This window comes from Streptomyces sp. NP160 (genome assembly GCF_006335115.1).
GTDB lineage: Bacteria > Actinomycetota > Actinomycetes > Actinomycetales > Quadrisphaeraceae > Quadrisphaera.
The window spans coordinates 244,410-263,100 of the sequence record NZ_VDMJ01000015.1; the positions used below are offsets into that span (position 1 = coordinate 244,410).

At 74.1% G+C, this 18,691-nt stretch carries 15 protein-coding genes; 12 read left to right on the forward strand and 3 right to left on the reverse strand.

Translation table 11 applies throughout. From position 1 onward, the window contains the following. Positions 1 to 76: 76 nt before the first annotated feature. Positions 77 to 1,417, forward strand: coding sequence for an ANTAR domain-containing protein (locus FHN55_RS10100; protein ID WP_180357743.1), 1,341 nt, complete (start codon positions 77 to 79; stop codon positions 1,415 to 1,417). A 10-nt stretch (positions 1,418 to 1,427) separates the two neighbouring features. On the opposite strand, the gene FHN55_RS10105 is transcribed toward FHN55_RS10100, so the two are convergent. From FHN55_RS10105 to folE, 3 genes are all read right to left on the reverse strand, one after another. Further along, on the reverse strand, positions 1,428 to 1,772 hold the full coding sequence (locus FHN55_RS10105) for a hypothetical protein (protein WP_139712153.1): 345 nt from the start codon (positions 1,770 to 1,772) through the stop codon (positions 1,428 to 1,430). A 150-nt stretch (positions 1,773 to 1,922) separates the two neighbouring features. Beyond that, positions 1,923 to 2,588, reverse strand: a complete 666-nt coding sequence (locus FHN55_RS10110) for a GntR family transcriptional regulator (RefSeq protein ID WP_257570845.1) — start codon at positions 2,586 to 2,588, stop codon at positions 1,923 to 1,925. Positions 2,589 to 2,674: 86 nt separating this feature from the next. Beyond that, on the reverse strand, positions 2,675 to 3,301 hold the full coding sequence (gene folE / locus FHN55_RS10115; RefSeq protein ID WP_139712154.1) for a GTP cyclohydrolase I FolE: 627 nt from the start codon (positions 3,299 to 3,301) through the stop codon (positions 2,675 to 2,677). 185 nt (positions 3,302 to 3,486) lie between these two features. Here folE and FHN55_RS10120 point away from each other — a divergent pair, with 185 nt between their 5' ends. The 11 genes from FHN55_RS10120 (at position 3,487) to FHN55_RS10170 (ending at position 18,647) form a co-directional block, all read left to right on the forward strand. Further along, complete coding sequence (locus FHN55_RS10120; protein ID WP_139712155.1) at positions 3,487 to 4,806, forward strand: sarcosine oxidase subunit beta family protein; 1,320 nt, start codon at positions 3,487 to 3,489, stop codon at positions 4,804 to 4,806. 59 nt (positions 4,807 to 4,865) lie between these two features. Further along, entirely contained in the window at positions 4,866 to 5,138 is a 273-nt protein-coding gene (locus FHN55_RS10125; RefSeq protein ID WP_257570855.1) for a sarcosine oxidase subunit delta, read from the forward strand. Then, complete coding sequence (locus FHN55_RS10130; RefSeq protein ID WP_139712157.1) at positions 5,135 to 8,092, forward strand: glycine cleavage T C-terminal barrel domain-containing protein; 2,958 nt, start codon at positions 5,135 to 5,137, stop codon at positions 8,090 to 8,092. Before FHN55_RS10125 ends, FHN55_RS10130 begins: the two co-directional genes overlap by 4 nt. Next, positions 8,085 to 8,708 (forward strand): sarcosine oxidase subunit gamma, encoded by a 624-nt coding sequence (locus FHN55_RS10135; RefSeq protein ID WP_218974523.1) that lies wholly within the window; start codon positions 8,085 to 8,087, stop codon positions 8,706 to 8,708. The genes FHN55_RS10130 and FHN55_RS10135 overlap by 8 nt, the downstream gene beginning before the upstream one ends. A gap of 69 nt (positions 8,709 to 8,777) precedes the next feature. Further along, on the forward strand, positions 8,778 to 11,258 hold the full coding sequence (locus FHN55_RS10140; RefSeq protein WP_139712158.1) for an FAD-dependent oxidoreductase: 2,481 nt from the start codon (positions 8,778 to 8,780) through the stop codon (positions 11,256 to 11,258). Next, positions 11,255 to 12,643, forward strand: coding sequence for an L-serine ammonia-lyase (locus FHN55_RS10145; RefSeq protein WP_139712159.1), 1,389 nt, complete (start codon positions 11,255 to 11,257; stop codon positions 12,641 to 12,643). Before FHN55_RS10140 ends, FHN55_RS10145 begins: the two co-directional genes overlap by 4 nt. 11 nt (positions 12,644 to 12,654) lie before the next feature. Continuing rightward, positions 12,655 to 13,563: a formyltetrahydrofolate deformylase gene (purU, locus tag FHN55_RS10150; protein WP_139712160.1), complete on the forward strand. Its 909-nt coding sequence runs from the start codon at positions 12,655 to 12,657 to the stop codon at positions 13,561 to 13,563. 267 nt (positions 13,564 to 13,830) lie between these two features. Beyond that, positions 13,831 to 14,562: a cache domain-containing protein gene (locus FHN55_RS10155; protein WP_139712161.1), complete on the forward strand. Its 732-nt coding sequence runs from the start codon at positions 13,831 to 13,833 to the stop codon at positions 14,560 to 14,562. Then, the gene (locus tag FHN55_RS10160; protein ID WP_139712162.1) at positions 14,559 to 15,341 is read left to right on the forward strand and encodes a FadR/GntR family transcriptional regulator; all 783 of its coding nucleotides are present in this window, start codon (positions 14,559 to 14,561) and stop codon (positions 15,339 to 15,341) included. Before FHN55_RS10155 ends, FHN55_RS10160 begins: the two co-directional genes overlap by 4 nt. A 102-nt stretch (positions 15,342 to 15,443) precedes the next feature. Then, on the forward strand, positions 15,444 to 17,174 hold the full coding sequence (gene betA, locus FHN55_RS10165; protein ID WP_139712163.1) for a choline dehydrogenase: 1,731 nt from the start codon (positions 15,444 to 15,446) through the stop codon (positions 17,172 to 17,174). Positions 17,175 to 17,177: 3 nt separating this feature from the next. Further along, positions 17,178 to 18,647 (forward strand): aldehyde dehydrogenase family protein, encoded by a 1,470-nt coding sequence (locus FHN55_RS10170; RefSeq protein ID WP_139712164.1) that lies wholly within the window; start codon positions 17,178 to 17,180, stop codon positions 18,645 to 18,647. Positions 18,648 to 18,691 lie beyond the last annotated feature (44 nt).

The following is an 18,691-nucleotide window of genomic DNA, read 5'->3' on the forward strand; positions in this document are numbered from 1 at the left end:
TCAAGCCTGGGAGCCACCTGGCACAATGGGCGAGCATCGAAACCAGGTGGCTCCGTCCGTCGGAGGGCGATCCCTGGTGTCCGCGCAGTCCTCATCCACCCCGTCGTCGTCCGCGTCGCCGGTCGAGCTCCTCGAGCTGCGCGTGCAGCGGCTCACCGAGGAGCTGGCGGCCGCCGACCGGGAGCTCGCCGCCCAGCAGCGCGACGTCGAGGTGATGGCCGCGCGGCGCGAGGCGGCTCGTGAGGCGGCCCGGCAGCTCGTGCACGCGCTGCCCGCTCCGGTCATCACCACCGACGCCGACGGCGGCATCGAGCACTCCAACCCCGCGGCCTCGGCGCTCCTCGCGGTGCCGTCCGCCGCTCTGGTGAGCACGCCCGTGCAGGCGTTCGTGGCCACCGAGGACCGGCCGCTGGTCCGCTCGCTGCTCTCGCGCGCCGGGCGGGAGGGCACGGTGACCGCGCGGCTGCGGCTGCAGCCGCGGGAGGGCCAGGTGCGCGAGGTGCACGCCGTCGTGTCCTCCTGCACCGAGGTCCTGCAGCGGCGGCTGGTGGTGCTCCTGCCGGTGGCCGGGCCCGTCCAGGCGGGTGTCCGGCCCGAGGGACCCGGCAGCGCCACCCCCGCGCCGGACGGCGCTCCGCCCGCGCCCGCGCGCCGAGGGGCGGCAGGGCCCGAGGTCCTGCGGTCCCTGGGGAACCTCGTCGAGCTCGCGGTCAGCGGTGCCCCGGGGCACCAGCTCCTCGCCGCGGTGGCGGCGGCGGCCGTGGCGGCGGTGCCGGGCGCGACCTCGGGCAGCGCCAGCACCGGCGACCCCGCCCAGCCCACCGACAGCGCGGCGGACTCCGCCGAGGCCCAGGCCGTGGACGGCGCGCAGTGGGCGGCCGACGAGGGGCCGGCCCTCCTGGCGCACAGCACCGGTGAGGCGGTGTGGACCTCCGACGTCTCCGCTGACGAGCGCTGGCCCCGGCTGGCGATGCGCACCGCCGGCGGAGGGGTGCGGTCTGCGGTGTCCGTGCCCCTGCGCGACGGCGACCGCGTCACGGGGGTGGTGAGCGCCTACAGCAGCTCCGGCGCCGAGCTGGACGCCCAGCGGGCCGAGGCCTACGCCGCCGCGGCGTCCGCCGTCCTGTCCGCGGCCCGGCGCACCGCCGACCTCGTGGCGGAGGTGGAGAACCTCAAGCTCGCCATGCAGTCCCGGGCGGCCATCGAGCAGGCCAAGGGGGCGGTGGCCAGCCGACTCGACTGCACGGTGGAGGAGGCGTTCGCGGCGATGGTCGTCATGAGCCAGGACCGGAACGTCAAGGTGCGCGACATCGGGCTGCTGGTCGCGGCGTCCCCGGGTGACAGGTCGCTGGACGAGCCGCTGCGCGTGGCGCTCGAGCGGGCGCGCCAGCGCTCCACCGGTCGCCCGAGGGCGTGAGGCGGGGGGCTCAGCCGACGCGGCGCGGTCGCAGCACCGCTGCGGCGGCGGCGGCCGCCACGTCGGTGGTCTCCAGGGCCAGGGTGAAGTCGAGGACGTCGTCCCAGCTGATGGTGGAGCCGGTGTGCTCCTCCAGGGCCTCGGCCGGCACCGACCAGTGCTCGGCGGGCACCCCGCCGGTGGTCAGCAGGCGGACGACGTCGTCGGTGGCGTGCTTGCGCACCTCGTCGGTGCAGTCCGGGCAGCCGAACGCGTAGAAGCTCCACGCCGAGACCGTGCAGACGACCAGTCGCACCTGGGGCGGGGTCAGCTCGACGTCGCCGCAGGTGGGGCAGGAGGCCTTGATGGTCGTCATGTGAGGGTGGGTCCTTCCGGCGCGGTGCACACCCCGTCTCCTCGGGGGTACTCACTGCGTCGGGACGTCCGCGACCGACCTTGAGCCCGCGGACCCGCCGTCCTCGCCGGGTTTGAGCGTCACCCTCCGTCCGGCCCGCGCCGGCCGCCCTCAGATGACCGAGCGGACCGCCACCTCGAAGCTCTTGACGTGCTCCGCCGCCCGCGACGCGGCATCCTCCCCGTGGCCCGCCGCGATCGCGCGCAGCAGGTCGACGTGCTCGTGCACGTGACCGTCCACGGCCGGCAGCCGGTCCAGGAAGAGGCAGAAGATCCTCGTGGCGAGGTTGTGGTGCCTGACGAGAGCGTCCTCGAGGTGGGGGTTGCCGCCGACGCGGTAGATCGTGCGGTGCACCTGGGCGTCGTAGTGCATCAGGTCGTGGTTGCTCGTGGTCGCCAGGTCGAGCTGCTCGAGCCGGTCGGCGAGGTGCAGCAGCTCCTGGCGCTCGGCGGCGCTGGCGCGCTCGGCGGCGCGCTGCGCGGCGAGCGGCTCCAGGAGCGAGCGGACCTCGGAGATGTGGGCGAGGTCGGTGATGTCCACACCGGTCGCGAACGTGCCGCGGCGGGGGTAGGTGACGATGAGCCGGTCGACCTCGAGCCGCTTGATGGCCTCGCGCACAGGCGTCTTGCCCATCTGGAGCTCCTCGGCGAGCGCGTCGTCGTCGAGGGGTTCGTTCGGGCGGATGTCGAGCATGATGAGCCGGTCCCGGATCTCGGCGTACGCGCGCTCGGCGAGTGACGAGTAGCGCTCCTCCTTGAGGCCGGTGACCTGCTGCACCCCCCAACTGTAGGGGCGGTGGAGCCTCGCACCCCCGGCGGCGCCCGGGCGCCGGTCGCGGTGGCGGGTCCGACCGGTGGCCGCGGTCACGCCCGGCTCCGGCGCGCGAGGTCCAGGAACTCGGCCCGCGTGCGGGCGTCGCTGCGGACGCGACCGCGCAGGGCGGACGTCCTGGTGAGCGCGCCGACGGCCCGGACCCCGCGCAGCGACATGCAGCTGTGCTCCGCCTCGAGCACCACCCCGACGCCGCCGGGGTCCAGCGCGCCCTGGAGGAGGTCGGCCACCTGGCAGGTCAGGCGCTCCTGGACCTGGGGGCGCCGGGAGAGCGCCTCCACGGCGCGGGCCAGCTTGGACAGCCCCACGACGCGCGCGCCCGGCAGGTACCCGACGTGCGCCACGCCCGCGAAGGGCAGGAGGTGGTGCTCGCACAGCGACGTGAACGGGATGTCGCTCACCACCACCAGCTCGTCGTACCCCTCCTCGTTCGGGAACGTCGTGAGGGTGAAGGGCTCGGGGGTCAGCAGGTCGGCGTAGGCCCGGGCCACCCGCCGGGGGGTCTCGCGCAGCCCGGGGGCACCGGCGTCCAGGCCGAGCGCCGCCAGGAGGTCCACCACGGCGCGCTCGGCGGCGGCGGGGTCGGGCGCACCCCCCGCGACGGGGACCACGCCGTCGTGCGCAGCCCCGGCCCGCTCCTGCAGCGCCGCTGTCCTCATGCCGTCCTCGCTCCACCGATCCGGATCCGACGCGCCCCCCTTGACCACCGGGGGCGCGGTGCCTACGTTACAGACAACTGATACATCAGTCTTCTGTCCACAGGGCTGCTCCGCCCGGCGGAGCCGTGCGACAGCAGGGCGCCAGCGACCGCACCGCCGACCCGACAGACCACGGAGACGAGCCGATGACCACCGTCGACGCCTTCTCGACCGATCCCGCCGACGCCGTCCCCCACACCCCGGCCGCTGCCGCCGCCGACCGGCTGAACGGCACCCCGCCGCGGACGCCGGGCGCGGAGCTGCCCGAGCACCCCGACCTCCTCTGGAAGAACCCGGAGCCGAGGAAGGCCTACGACGTCGTCATCGTCGGCGGTGGCGGCCACGGCCTGGCCACGGCGCACTACCTCGTGAAGAACCACGGCATCACGAACATCGCCGTGCTGGAGAAGGGGTGGCTCGCCGGCGGCAACACGGCCCGCAACACCACGCTGATCCGCTCCAACTACCTGTGGGACGAGTCCGCGGCCATCTACGAGCACTCCCTCAAGCTGTGGGAGGGCCTGGAGGAGGACCTCGGCTACCCGATCCTGTTCAGCCAGCGCGGCGTGCTCAACCTCGCCCACACCCTGCAGGACGTGCGCGACAGCGTGCGCCGCGTGGAGGCCAACGTCCTCAACGGCGTCGACGCCGAGTGGGTGGAGCCCGACGAGGTCCGCAAGATCTGCCCGATCGTCAACACCTCGACCGACATCCGCTACCCGGTGCTGGGCGCCACCTACCAGCCGCGCGCGGGCATCGCCAAGCACGACTACGTGGCCTGGGGCTTCGCACGGCGCCTCGACGAGGCCGGCGTCGACATCATCCAGGACTGCGAGGTCACCGGCTTCGTGCGCGACGGGGACCGCGTCACCGGTGTGCGCACCACCCGCGGCGACATCGCCTGCGGCAAGGTCGCCCTCGCGGCGGCGGGCAGCACCTCGGTGCTCACCGACATGCTGGGCCTGCGGGTGCCGATCCAGTCCCACCCGCTGCAGGCGCTGGTCTCCGAGCTGCTCGAGCCCGTGCACCCCACGATCGTCATGTCCAACGCCGTGCACGTGTACGTGTCCCAGGCGCACAAGGGCGAGCTGGTCATGGGCGCCGGCGTCGACGCCTACAACGGCTACGGCCAGCGCGGCGCGTTCCACATCATCGAGCGGCAGATGGCGGCTGCCGTCGAGCTCTTCCCCGTCTTCGCGCGCGCGCACCTGCTGCGCACCTGGGGAGGCATCGTCGACACCACCCCGGACGCCTCCCCGATCGTGGGCCGCACCCCGTACGAGAACGTCTTCCTCAACTGCGGCTGGGGCACCGGCGGCTTCAAGGCCACCCCGGGCGTGGGGTGGGTCTTCGCCGACACCGTCGCCAACGACGAGCCGCACCCCTACGCGGCGCCCTTCTCCCTGGACCGCTTCGTCACCGGCCGCCTCGTGGACGAGCACGGCGCCGCGGCCGTGGCCCACTGACGCGCTGACGGCGACCCCCCCGACACCAGACCCGCCAGACCAGGAGACCCGACGTGCAGATGATCCGGTGCCCGTGGTGCGGCCCCCGCGAGGAGGTCGAGTTCCACTACGGCGGCCAGGCCCACGTGCCCTACCCCGAGCAGCCCGCCGCCCTGTCGGACGAGGAGTGGGCGCACTACCTGTTCTTCCGCGACAACACCCGCGGCCTGTTCGCCGAGCGCTGGTCGCACAGCGCCGGCTGCCGGAAGTGGTTCAACGCCGTGCGCGACACCGTGACGTACCGCTTCCACGCCACCTACCGCCCCGACGAGCCCCGGCCGGTGACCGCATGAGCGAGACGACCTCCACCTCCACCGCCGTCACGGGCGAGCTCCGCGGGGCCTTCCGGACCCCCAGCGGCGGTCGCGTCGACCGCAGCGCCCCGGTGAGCTACACCTTCGCCGGCGTCGAGCGCACCGGCCTGCGCGGCGACACGCTCTCCTCGGCCCTCCTGGCCGACGGCGTGCACCAGGTCGGCACGAGCATCAAGCTGGGCCGGCCCCGGGGGATCGGCGCGGCGTGGGCGGAGGACCCCAGCAGCCTGGTCCAGGTGGAGGAGCCGTTCCCGGACCCGATGCTCCTCGCCAGCACCACCGAGGTCTTCGACGGCCTCGTGGCCGACGGCGTCCCCGGGCAGGGGCGCCTGGCCGACATCGCCGACTCCGCCCGCTACGACTCCCGCCACCTCCACGTCGACCTGCTCGTGGTCGGCGCCGGCCCGGCGGGGCTGCAGGCCGCGCTGACCGGCGCCCGCTCGGGCGCCCGCGTCGCGCTGCTCGACGAGCAGTCCGAGGCCGGGGGCTCCCTGCTCGGCTCGGACGACGTCGTGGACGGCCGCCCCGCGCTGGAGTGGGTGGCGGACGCCGTCGCCGAGCTCGACGCCGCCCCCGAGGTGGTGCACCTGCAGCGGACCACGGTCTTCGGGGTCTACGACGACGGGTTCGCCCTCGCCGTGGAGCGCCGCACCGACCACCTCGGCGGTGCCGCCCCCGAGGGGACCTCCCGGCAGCGCGTCTGGCGGGTCCGCGCCCGCCGCACGGTGGTCGCGGCCGGCGCCCACGAGCGCCCCGTGGTCTTCACCGACAACGACCGGCCCGGCACCATGCTCGCCGGCTCGGCCCGGACGTACCTGCACCGCTACGGGGTGCTCGCCGGCACTCGCGCCGTCGTGTTCACCACGAACGACAGCGCCTACCGGGTGGCCGCCGACCTCGCCGACGCCGGTGTGCAGGTGGCGGCGGTCGTGGACACCCGCGAGGCAGCGCCCGCGCACTGGGCGGCCGAGCTGGAGCGCCGCGGCGTGCCGGTGCGCACGGGCAGCGCCGTGGTCGGCACCCGCGGCGTCGAGCGGGTCTCGGCCGCCCTGGTGGCCCCGTTCGACCGCGCTGGCCTGGCGGCCGGCACCCGCTCCTCCTCCGGCCACGGGCCGGAGGAGCTCGCCTGCGACCTGCTGCTCGTCAGCGGCGGCTGGAACCCCGCGGTGCACCTGCACAGCCAGGCCCGCGGCAAGCTGGCCTTCGACGCCGCGCTGGGCGCCTTCCTGCCCGCCGAGCGGCTGGAGGACCTCCTGGTGGTGGGCTCGGCCGCGGGCACCTTCGAGCTGCAGGCCTGCCTGCGCCAGGGCGGCGCGGCGGCCGCGACCGCGCTGTCCGAGCTGGACCTGGCCGTCACCGCCGTCCCGGTCCCCTCCGCCGGCCAGCAGCCCCCGGGCGGCTCGTCGAGCGCCCCCGACCTCGTCTGGGTGGTCCCGGACCCCTCCGGTGACACCAGCCGCCAGTTCGTCGACGTGCAGCGCGACGCCACCGTCGCCGACGTCCAGCGCGCCCTCGGCGCCGGCCTGCGCTCCCCGGAGCACGTCAAGCGGTACACGACCATCGGCACCGCCCACGACCAGGGCAAGACCTCCGGCGTCGTCACCTCGGGGATCATCGCGGAGCTCCTGGGCGCCGGGCCGGACGCCGTCGGCACCACCACCTTCCGCCCCCCGTACACCCCGGTCGCCTTCGCCACCCTCGCCGGGCGCGACCGCGGCCAGCTCTTCGACCCGGTCCGCACCACCTCCGTGCACGACTGGCACGTCCAGGCCGGTGCGGTCTGGGAGGACGTCGGGCAGTGGAAGCGCCCCCGCTACTACCCGCTGGCGGGGGAGGACCTGGAGACCGCGGTGCTGCGCGAGTGCGCAGCGGCCCGGACCTCCGTGGGGATCCTCGACGGTTCCACCCTGGGCAAGATCGACGTCCAGGGCCCCGACGCCGGGGAGCTGCTGGACCGGCTCTACACCAACCTCATGAGCAGCCTCACCGTCGGCAGGGTCCGCTACGGGGTGATGTGCGCCGCCGACGGCATGGTCCTGGACGACGGCACCGTGCTGCGCGTCGCCGAGGACCGCTTCCTGGTCATGACGACGACGGGTGGTGCCGCCAAGGTCCTCGACTGGATGGAGGAGTGGCACCAGACCGAGTGGCCCGACCTGCGGGTGCACCTCGCCTCCGTGACCGAGCAGTGGGCCGCCTTCCCCGTGGTGGGCCCGCGCTCGCGCGACGTCATCGGCGCCGTCTTCGGCCCTGCCGCCGGTGGGGACGTGGACGTCAGCAACGACGCCTTCGGCTTCATGACCTGGCAGGACACCACCCTCGACGGCGTGCCCGTGCGCCTGGCGCGCATCAGCTTCTCCGGCGAGCTGGCCTGGGAGGTCCACGTCGACTCCCGCTACGGCCTGGCCGTCTGGGAGCGGCTGGTCGAGGCCGGTCGCCCGTACGGCATCACGCCGTACGGCACCGAGGCCATGCACGTGCTGCGCGCCGAGAAGGGCTACCCGATCATCGGGCAGGACACCGACGGCACGGTCACCCCGCAGGACCTCGGCATGGCCTGGGTGGTCTCCAAGAAGAAGCCCGACTTCGTGGGCAAGCGCTCCTTCGCGCGCGCCGACAACCAGCGCGAGGACCGCAAGCACCTCGTCGGCCTGCTCCCCGTCGACCGCACCACGGTGCTGCCGGAGGGTTCGCAGATCGTCGAGCACGCCGAGGACGGGGTGCTGCCGCCCCCGCCCGTGCCGATGCTCGGGCACGTCACGTCCAGCTACCGCAGCGCGCACCTCGAGCGGCCGTTCGCCCTCGCCCTGCTCAAGGGCGGCCGCGCCCGCGCCGGCCAGCTGGTGCACGTGCCCGTCGGGGGCCGCCTCGTCGCCGCCGAGGTGACCGGCCCCGTCCTGGTCGACCCCGAAGGAGCTCGCCGCGATGGCTGACCGGTCCGCTGCCACCCTGGTGCCGCTGCCCCGCACCCTCTCGAGCAGCCACCCCCTCGACGCCCGGCCGGACCTGGCCGAGGCCACCGCGGGCGCGGTGCGCGTCGAGCAGCTCTCCGCGATGGCCCAGGTCCGCGCCGCCCTGCCCGGGCCTGCCGCCGACGCCCTCGCCCAGGTGCTCGGTGTGCCGCTGCCCGCCCGTCCGGGCACCTGGGTGGCCACCCCCGCCGGGGGCCGCGTGGTGTGGCTCGGCCCCGACGAGTGGCTGGTGACGGTCCCCGCGGCGCCGTCGGAGGACCTGGAGGCGCGGCTGCGCGCGGCGGCGGCCCCGGCCGGCGGGGCGGCCGTCGACGTCTCCGCCCAGCGCGTGGCCCTGCGGCTGGAGGGCCCCCACGCCCGCGACCTGCTGGCCGCGGGCTGCGCGATCGACACGCACCCCTCGGTGTTCAGCACCGGGACCGCGGCCCAGACGCTGCTGGGGCAGGCCGGGGTCATCCTCCTCGCGCTGTCCGACGACGGCCGCTCCTACGAGGTGCTCGTCCGCTCGTCCTTCGCCCGGTACCTCGCGGACTGGCTGGCCGACGCGGCCACCGAGCACCGCGCTCACGGCGCCTGACACCGGGCGCCCGGCGCCACCACCCACCCGAAGACCACGCCCAGCAGCTCCCGACAGCAGGAGACGGACATGACCTCCTCACCCCGAGTGGTGATCATCGGCGCCGGCATCGTCGGGGCCAACCTCGCCGACGAGCTCACCGAGCGCGGCTGGACGGACATCACCGTGCTCGACCAGGGGCCGCTGCCCCTGGCGGGCGGGTCCACGTCGCACGCCCCCGGGCTGGTCTTCCAGACCAACTCCTCCCAGACCATGGCCCGCCTGGCGTCGTACACCGTCGAGAAGCTGAAGTCCCTGGACGTCGACGGCGCCTGGTGCTTCAACCAGGTCGGGGGCCTGGAGGTGGCCACCACCCCCGAGCGCCTGGCCGAGCTGGAGCGCCGCCGCGGCTGGACCCGCTCCTGGGGCATCCCGGACGCGCGGATCCTCAGCCCCGCGGAGTGCGCCGCGATCCACCCCCTGGTCGACCCCGAGCAGGTGCTCGGCGGCCTGCACGTCCCCAGCGACGGCCTGGCCAAGGCGCACCGCGCGGTCGTCGCGCTGATGGCCCGCGCCTCGGCGCGCGGCGCCGTCTTCCGCGGGCAGACCGAGGTCCTCGGCGTCGAGCAGTCCGGCGGCCGGGTCACCGGCGTCACCACGGCGGACGGCGTGGTGCCCGCGGACGTCGTCGTCTCCTGCGCCGGGTTCTGGGGCCCGAAGGTCGGCGCCATGGTCGGCATGGCGGTGCCGCTGCTGCCGCTGGCGCACCAGTACGCCAAGACCGGCCAGGTGCGCGAGCTCGTGGGCCGCAACACCGAGCTCGCCGAGGCGGGCCTGCCGATCCTGCGCCACCAGGACGCCGACCTGTACTTCCGCGAGCACGGCGACCGGATCGGCATCGGCTCCTACGCCCACCGCCCGATGCCGGTGCGCCTGGACTCCCTCGACTCCTCCGACGACGTCTCGGCGTCGTCCATGCCGTCCATGCTGCCCTTCACCGAGGAGGACTTCGCCCCGGCCTTCGAGGACGCGCAGCGGCTGCTGCCGGCGCTGGCCGAGGCCAAGGTCGAGGAGGGCTTCAACGGCGTCTTCTCCTTCACCCCCGACGGCGGCTCGCTGGTGGGGGAGAGCAAGGAGGTCGCCGGCTTCTTCGTGGCCGAGGCCGTGTGGGTCACCCACTCCGCGGGCGTGGCCAGGGCCGTGGCCCAGCTGCTCGTGGACGGGCACAGCGAGTACGACCTGCACGCGCTCGACGTCCACCGCTTCGAGGAGGTGCAGCTGGACGAGGCCTACGTCAGCGAGACCTCCCAGCAGAACTTCCGCGAGATCTACGATGTCCTCCACCCGCTGCAGCCCAAGGAGTCTCCGCGGAACCTGCGGGTCAGCCCCTTCCACACCCGCCAGGTGGAGCTGGGGGCGTTCTTCCTGGAGCACGGCGGGTGGGAGCGCCCGCACTGGTACGAGGCCAACGCCGCGCTCGTGGACGAGCTGCCCGCCGAGTGGACCCCGCCGGCGCGCGACGACTGGGCCGGCAGGTTCCACTCGCCGATCGCCGCCGCCGAGGCGTGGAAGACCCGCACCGCCGTGGCCATGTACGACATGACCGCGCTCAAGCGCATCGAGGTCTCCGGGCCCGGTGCCCTTGAGCTCCTCGAGCGCATGAGCACGGGGAAGATGGACAAGTCCGTCGGTGCGGTCACCTACACGTTGTGGCTCGACGAGGCGGGCGGGGTCCGCAGCGACGTCACCGTGGCGCGCCTGGGCGAGCAGCTCTTCCAGGTGGGCGCCAACGGCAACCAGGACGTCGCCCACCTGCTCGACGAGGTGCGCACGGCAGGCCTGGCCGACCGGGTCCAGGTCCGCGACACCACGGGGGAGACCTGCTGCATCGGCCTGTGGGGCCCGAACGCCCGCACGCTGGTGGAGCGCCTGTCCACGGACGACTTCAGCAACGAGGGCCTGAAGTACTTCCGCGGCACCCGCGCCCGCATCGCCGGCGTGCCGGTGACGGCGCTGCGCCTGTCGTACGTCGGCGAGCTCGGCTGGGAGCTCTACACCACGGCCGACAACGGCCAGCGCCTGTGGGACGCCCTGTTCGCCGCCGGTGAGGACCTCGGCGTCATCGCCGCGGGCCGCGCGGCCTTCAACAGCCTCCGGCTGGAGAAGGGCTACCGCTCCTGGGGCAGCGACATGACCACCGAGCACGACCCGTACGAGGCCGGCCTCGGCTTCGCGGTGCGCTCGGCCACGGGCACCTTCACCGGCAGCGAGGCGATCGCCGGGCGCAGCGAGGCCACGGCCGCGCGCAGGCTCGCGTGCCTGACCGTCGACGACGGCACCTCCGTGGTGCTGGGCCACGAGCCGGTGCTCGTCGACGGCGAGCCCGCCGGCTACGTCACCAGCGCCGCCTTCGGCCACACCGTGGGCAGGCCCATCGCGTACGCCTGGCTGCCCGCGGCGGCGGCGACCGTCGGCAGCAAGGTCGAGATCGAGTACTTCGGGAAGCCGGTCGCCGCGACCGTGGCGGCCGAGCCCCTGGTCGACCCCGAGATGGCGCGGATCCGGCGGTGAGCCTGTCGGTCTTCGACCTCTTCAAGATCGGCATCGGACCCTCCAGCTCCCACACGGTGGGCCCGATGAAGGCTGCCTGGACCTTCGTCGAGCGGCTGCGCGCCGAGGACCTGCTGCCGCGCACCGCCAGGGTCCGCTGCGAGCTGTTCGGCTCGCTCGGCGCCACCGGCCACGGCCACGGCAGCGTGGGCGCGGTGGTGCTGGGCCTGTCGGGGGAGCAGCCCCACCTCGTCGACCCGGTGGCCGCCGCCCCCCTCGTGGCGCGCGCCCGCGGAGCCCGCCTCCTGCACCTGGGGGGAGGCCCCGAGGCGGGCGGCACGGTCATCGGCTTCTCCGTGGACGACGACGTGGTGCTGCACCGCCGCCGGCGGCTGGACTTCCACAGCAACGGGATGGTCTTCCAGGCGCTCGACCTCGAGGGCGAACTGCTGGCCGAGCGCCACTACTACTCCGTGGGCGGCGGCTTCGTGCTCGACGAGGACGAAGCCGGCCAGCCGCAGCTGGTCCCGGACACCACTCCGGTGGCCCACCCCTTCAGCACCGGGGCCGAGCTGCTCGCGATCACCGAGCGGACCGGGCTGCGCATCAGCGACGTGATGATGGCCAACGAGCTCTCGTGGCGCACCGAGGACGAGGTCCGCGAGGGCCTGCTGCACATCTGGTCGGTGATGCAGGAGTGCGTGGCGCACGGCACCAAGACCACCGGCGTGCTGCCGGGCGGCCTGAAGGTGCGCCGGCGCGCAGCAGCGCTCAAGCAGCGCCTGGAGACCGACGCCGACGAGCGCGACCCGCTGCGCGCCATGGAGTGGGTCACGCTCTACGCGCTCGCGGTCAACGAGGAGAACGCCGCCGGTGGCCGCGTGGTCACGGCCCCGACCAACGGCGCCGCCGGGATCATCCCGTCGGTCCTGCACTACTACGAGCGGTTCGTCGAGGGCGCCGACGACGACGGCGTGGTGCGCTTCCTGCTCACCGCCGGCGCCATCGGCATGCTCTTCAAGCTCAACGCGTCCATCTCCGGTGCCGAGGTCGGCTGCCAGGGCGAGGTCGGCTCGGCGTGCTCGATGGCCGCCGCGGGCCTGGCGGAGGTGATCGGCGGCAACCCGCTGCAGGTGGAGAACGCCGCCGAGATCGGCATCGAGCACAACCTCGGGCTGACCTGCGACCCCGTGGGCGGGCTGGTGCAGATCCCCTGCATCGAGCGCAACGCCGTCGGGTCGGTCAAGGCCATCACCGCGGCGCGCATGGCCGTGCGCGGTGACGGAGCGCACCACGTGCCGCTCGACAAGGCCATCAAGACGATGCGCGAGACCGGCGCGGACATGAAGGACAAGTACAAGGAGACCGCCCGCGGCGGTCTCGCGCTCAACATCGTCGAGTGCTGAGGAGGCACCCCATGACCACGACGGCCAGCCCGGTCACCAGTCCCGCCCCCGCCGCGCCCGCGCCGAGCACGGCGGCTCCCGCCGTCCTGTCGCTGAGCTGCCCCCAGCAGCCCGGCATCGTCAACGCGGTGACGTCGTTCCTGTACCAGCAGGGCCACGACATCGTGGAGCACCAGCAGTTCGACGACGCCCTCTCGGGCCGGCTGTTCTCGCGCACGGCCTTCACCAGCCTCGGCGGCGCCACCGACGTGGCGCAGCTGCAGGCGGCCTTCGCGCCCATCGCGGCGAAGTACGGGATGGACGTGCGCTTCAGCGGGGGTGAGCGCCCGCGGGTGCTCGTGATGGTCTCGAAGATGGGCCACTGCCTCAACGACCTCGTCTTCCGGTGGCGCTCGGACACCCTCGGCGCCGAGCTGGTGGCCGTCGTCTCCAACCACGAGGACCTGCGGCCCATGGCCGAGGCGGCCGGCCTGCCGTTCCACCACGTGCCGATCACCGCGGCCACCAAGCCCGAGGCGGAGGCCAGGCTGCTGGAGCTGGTGGAGGAGACCGAGTCCGAGCTGGTGGTGCTGGCCCGCTACATGCAGGTGCTCTCCGACGAGACCTGCCGCAGGCTCCGGGGCCGCGCCATCAACATCCACCACTCCTTCCTGCCGGGGTTCAAGGGCGCCCGGCCCTACCACCAGGCCTTCGACCGCGGCGTGAAGCAGGTCGGCGCCACGGCGCACTACGTCACCCCCGACCTCGACGAGGGGCCGATCATCGAGCAGGAGGTGATCCGGATCGACCACACCCACGACCCGGCCTCCCTCGCCACGGTGGGTCGCGACGCCGAGGCCCTGGCCCTGTCCCGTGCCGTGAGGTGGCACTGCCAGCAGCGCGTGATGCTCAACGGCCACCGCACCGTCGTCTTCCGCTGACGGCGGGGAGGCCCAGCCGCGCAGCAGCCGCGCCGCCACCGACGAGCACCCGGCCCGGGGGGCCGGGTGCTCGTCGTCGTGACGGGGCCGGGGAGACGGGTCTCGCGGGGTGGTGGCGAGGGACGGTGAGAGGACCGTCATGAGCCCTTGACCGCGACGAGACGCCCGTGAAACATTCGGATTCGAAACTTCGAGGAAGAAGTTATCGACGTGGGCCCGCGCTCGGCGCGGTGCGCCGCGACCCGAAGGCCCCGACCGGAGGTGCCCATGGACCGCGAGGAGGTCACCGACCTGCTGCGGCGCACAGGCGAGCAGCTGGGGCGTGCTGTCGACGACGCGTTCGGCTCCGTCGAGCTGGTCAGGCAGCGGGCCGCCGTGGTGCTCTCCGCCGACGGGGGAGCGTCGCCGGCGTCGTCCCTGGCAGCGCTGCACCCGCTCTTCCGGCGGCTCCTCGCCGCCGAGCCCAACCCCCTGGAGGGCATCGGCGTCGCCGTGTGCGCGGGGGTGCTCGCCGACACCGACCGGTGGATGGAGTGGTGGCGCCGCGGACCGTCCGGCGAGGTCGCCTTCGCCAAGCACGTGCTGGACCCGAGCGCCCTGGGCTTCTACGACTACCAGTCGCGCCCGTGGTTCCGCTCCCCCCTCGAGGCGGGAGGACAGGTCGTCGTGGGTCCCTACCTGGACGCCGGGGGCTGCGACGTCTACACCACCACCCTGGCCGCGCCCCTGGCCCTGCCCGGGGGCAGGGAGGTCGTGGTCGGAGGCGACCTCGACATGGCGTGGCTGGAGGCGGCCTTCCTGCGCGGCGTGGGGCGGCGCACCCCGGCCATGGCGCTCGTGGCCGGCAACGACCGCGTGGTGGTGTCCAACACCGCCCTGCTCACCTCGGGCTCCCGCATGCCCCAGCGGCTCAAGGACGACCTCCAGGTGGACGTGCCGGTGCCGTCCGGTGTGCCGGGCCTGTCGTCCTGGCGCCTGGTGGCCCTGGAGCGGCGATGAGCAGCGACACGCTCGTGCCGGCGCCGCTGGCGCTCGTCACGGGCCTGGCCGACGCGGCGCCCAGCTCCGGTGGGCGCGCCGAGCAGGTGGCGGCGCAGCTGGAGACCGCCGTCTGCGTGGGCCTCGTCAGCGCGGGCACGCGCCTGCCGCCCGAGCGGGAGCTCGCCGAGCAGCTCGGGGTCACCGTGCTCCAGCTCCGCCAGGCGCTGGCGCTGCTGCGCGAGCGCGGCATCGTCACCACCCGTCGGGGCAACGGAGGCGGCAGCTTCGTCACGGACGCCTCGGCCGTCCAGCCCCACGAGGTCGCTCAGCGCCTGCGGGGCCTGAGCACCGAGTGGCTGCGCGACCTCGGCGACCTGTCCGGCAGCATCAGCGCATCTGCCTGCCGGCTGGCCGCAGAGCGGGCCGACCCGAGCGACGTCGACCGCCTGCGGGAGCTCGCCGGCGCCTTCGCCGCGGCCACCGGCCTCGAGCAGCTGCGCCTCGCGGACAGCCGCCTGCACATCGCCGTGGCCGGGGCCGCCCAGTCCCGCCGCCTCACCGCGGCGAGCGTGCAGGTGCGCGGGGAGGTCGCCCCGCTGCTCTGGTACGCCGTCGACGGCGAGCTCCCCACCCGCGCCGCGGTCGAGCACCACGCGGCGATCGTCGACGCGATCGCCCGCGGTGACGCCGACGGGGCGCACCGCGCCGGCCTCCTCCACAGCGAGCAGGAGTGCCGGCACCTCATCGAGGCGCACCTCGCCGAGGTCCTCACCGAGGCGACCACCGCCCGGAGCTGACGCCCCGAGCACCACCCCCGAACCACCCGAGCGCCACCCGAGCACCACCCGAGCACGAGCGCCCCGCCACCCGGGGCGTCCCCACGCCACCCGGAGGCTGCTGTGAGCAAGCACTACGACTACGTCATCGTCGGCGGCGGGTCCGCCGGCTGCGCGCTGGCCAACCGCCTCAGCGCCGATCCCTCGACCTCGGTGCTGGTGCTCGAGGCGGGCCGCAGCGACTTCTCGCTGGACCCGCTGGTGCACATGCCGGCGGCGCTGCCCTTCCCCATCGGCAACCGCTTCTACGACTGGAAGTACTCCAGCGAGCCGGAGCCGTTCATGGGCGGCCGGCGGGTCTACCACGCCCGCGGCAAGGTGCTCGGCGGCTCCAGCAGCATCAACGGGATGATCTTCCAGCGGGGCAACCCGCTGGACTACGAGCGCTGGGGCGCCGACCCGGGCATGGAGACGTGGGACTACGCCCACGTGCTGCCCTACTTCAAGCGCATGGAGAACTGCCTCGCCGGAGCGGACGCCTGGCGCGGCGGCTCCGGTCCGCTCGAGCTGGAGCGCGGTCCCGCCAACACCCCGCTGTTCGGTGCCTTCTTCGAGGCCGTCCAGCAGGCCGGTCACCCGCTCACCGACGATGTCAACGGCTACCGCCAGGAGGGCTTCGCCCCCTTCGACAGGAACGTGCGCCACGGCAAGCGCCTCAGCGCCGCCCGCGCCTACCTGCACCCGGTCATGGACCGCAAGAACCTCACGGTGCACACGCTGTCCACGGTCACCGGCATCCGCATGCAGGGCACGCGCGCGGTGGGCGTCGACTACCTGCGCGGCGGCAAGCTCAGGCGCTCCGTCGGCGCCGGTGAGGTGGTCCTGTGCGGCGGGGCCTTCGGCTCGCCGCAGCTGCTGCAGCTCGCGGGCATCGGCAACGCCTCAGAGCTCGGCGCGCTCGGCATCCGCAGCGCCGTCGACCTGCCCGGCGTGGGCCAGAACCTCCAGGACCACCTCGAGGTCTACGTCCAGCACGCCTGCAAGCAGCCCGTGTCGCTCGGTCCGTGGCTGAACAAGGCGCGCGCGCCCCGCATCGGTGCGGAGTGGCTGTTCTTCAAGAGCGGCGTGGGCGCTTCCAACCACTTCGAGGCCGGTGGCTTCATCCGCAGCAACGACCGCGTCGACTACCCCAACCTCATGTTCCACTTCCTGCCGGTCGCGGTGCGCTACGACGGCTCCAAGCCCGCGTCGGTGCACGGCTACCAGGTGCACATCGGGCCGATGTACTCCGACGTCCGCGGCAGCCTGAAGATCAGGAGCACGGACCCGCTGGAGCACCCGGCGATCCAGTTCAACTACCTGAGCACCGAGAACGACCGCCGCGAGTGGATCGAGATGGTCCGCGCCGCCCGCACCATCCTCGAGCAGCCGGCCTTCGCGGCCTTCAGCGACGGCGAGATCTCCCCCGGACCGTCGGTGGAGACCGACCAGGAGATCCTCGACTGGGTCGCCGAGGACGCCGAGACGGCGCTGCACCCCTCGTGCACCGCCAAGATGGGCACCGGCCCCGACAGCGTGGTCGACCCGCTGACCATGAAGGTCCACGGCACCGAGGGCCTGCGGGTGGTCGACGCCTCGGCGATGCCCTACGTCACCAACGGCAACATCTACGCGCCGATCATGATGATGGCCGAGAAGGCCGCCGACCTCATCGCCGGCAACACGCCGCTGCCCGCGCTGCACGTGCCGTTCTACCGCCACCGCGACGGCATGCCGCTCTACCCCGAGGGCGACCCGCGCAACAGCACCCCCACCGCCCAGCACACCTCCCTGCAGACGTCGCTGGAGGTCTGAGCCGTGCCCGACCTCTTCATCGACGGCTCCTGGAGAGCCGCTGCGGACGGCGGGACGCGCCCCGTCGTCGACCCCTTCATGGGGCGGGCCTTCACCGAGGTCGACGAGGCGACCGCGGACGACGCCGCCGCGGCGGTCGCGGCGGCCAGGCGCGCCTTCGACGAGGGCTCCTGGCCCTCGACGCCCGTGGACGACCGCTCCAAGGTGCTGCGCCGCACCGCCGAGCTGCTCGAGCGCGACAGGGAGGAGATCGCACGCACCGAGACCCTCGACACCGGCAAGACGCTCGCGGAGAGCCGGATCGACGTCGACGACGTCGCCGCGGTGTTCCGCTACTACGCCGACGAGGTGCTCGTCGGCGTCGACAGGACGGTCGACGTCGGCCGGGACGACGTCGTCAGCCGCGTGGTGCACGCCCCCGTCGGCGTCTGCTCCCTCATCGCCCCGTGGAACTACCCGCTGCTGCAGATCGCCTGGAAGGTGGCCCCGGCGCTCGGAGCCGGCAACACCACCGTGCTCAAGCCGAGCGAGGTCACGCCGCTGACCACGGTCCACCTCGTGCGCCTGCTCACCGAGGCCGGCGTCCCGGACGGCGTGGTCAACCTCGTCCTCGGCGGCGGTCCGACCGTCGGGCCGGCGCTGACCGAGCACGAGGACGTCGACCTGGTCTCCTTCACCGGTGGCCTGGCCACCGGGCAGCGGATCCTGCGGGCCGGGGCGGAGTCGGTCAAGCGGGTCACGGTGGAGCTGGGGGGCAAGAACCCCCACGTCGTCTTCGCCGACGCCGACCTGGAGACCGCGGTCGACCTCGTGCTCACCGGCGCCTTCCTGCACTCCGGCCAGGTGTGCTCTGCCGGCACCCGGCTCATCGTCGAGGAGCCCATCGCCGACGCGCTCGTCGAGGGCGTCGTCGACCGGGCCCGGCGCATCCGGCAGGGGAGCGGCCTGGAGCCCGGCACCGAGTCGGGACCGCTGGTCTCGGCGGCCCACCGGGAGAAGGTCGAGGGGTACGTGGCGCTCGGCCTGAGCGAGGGGGCCCGCCTCCTGACGGGTGGGCGCCGACCGACCGCCGAGCACCTGCAGGCCGGCTTCTTCTACGAGCCGACCGTCTTCGACGGCTGCCGCAGGTCGATGCGCCTCGTCCAGGAGGAGACCTTCGGCCCCATCCTCACCGTGGAGCGCTTCCGCACCGAGGCCGAGGCGGTCGCGCTGGCCAACGACACCGCGTACGGCCTGGCCGGCGGTGTCCAGACGGCTGACGTCGAGCGCGGCGAGCGCGTGGCCGCCGCGATGCGGCACGGCACGGTCTGGGTCAACGACTTCGGCCCTTACGTCCCCCAGGCCGAGTGGGGCGGGTGGGGCAGGTCCGGCAACGGCCGCGAGCTCGGCCCCGAGGGCCTGGCCGAGTACCGCCAGAGCAAGCACGTCTGGCGGAGCACCGCACCGCGGCCGGCCCGCTGGTTCGCCGGCTGAGCCGCCCTCCCCGGCTCTTCCTCGCACCACACCACCCACCCACC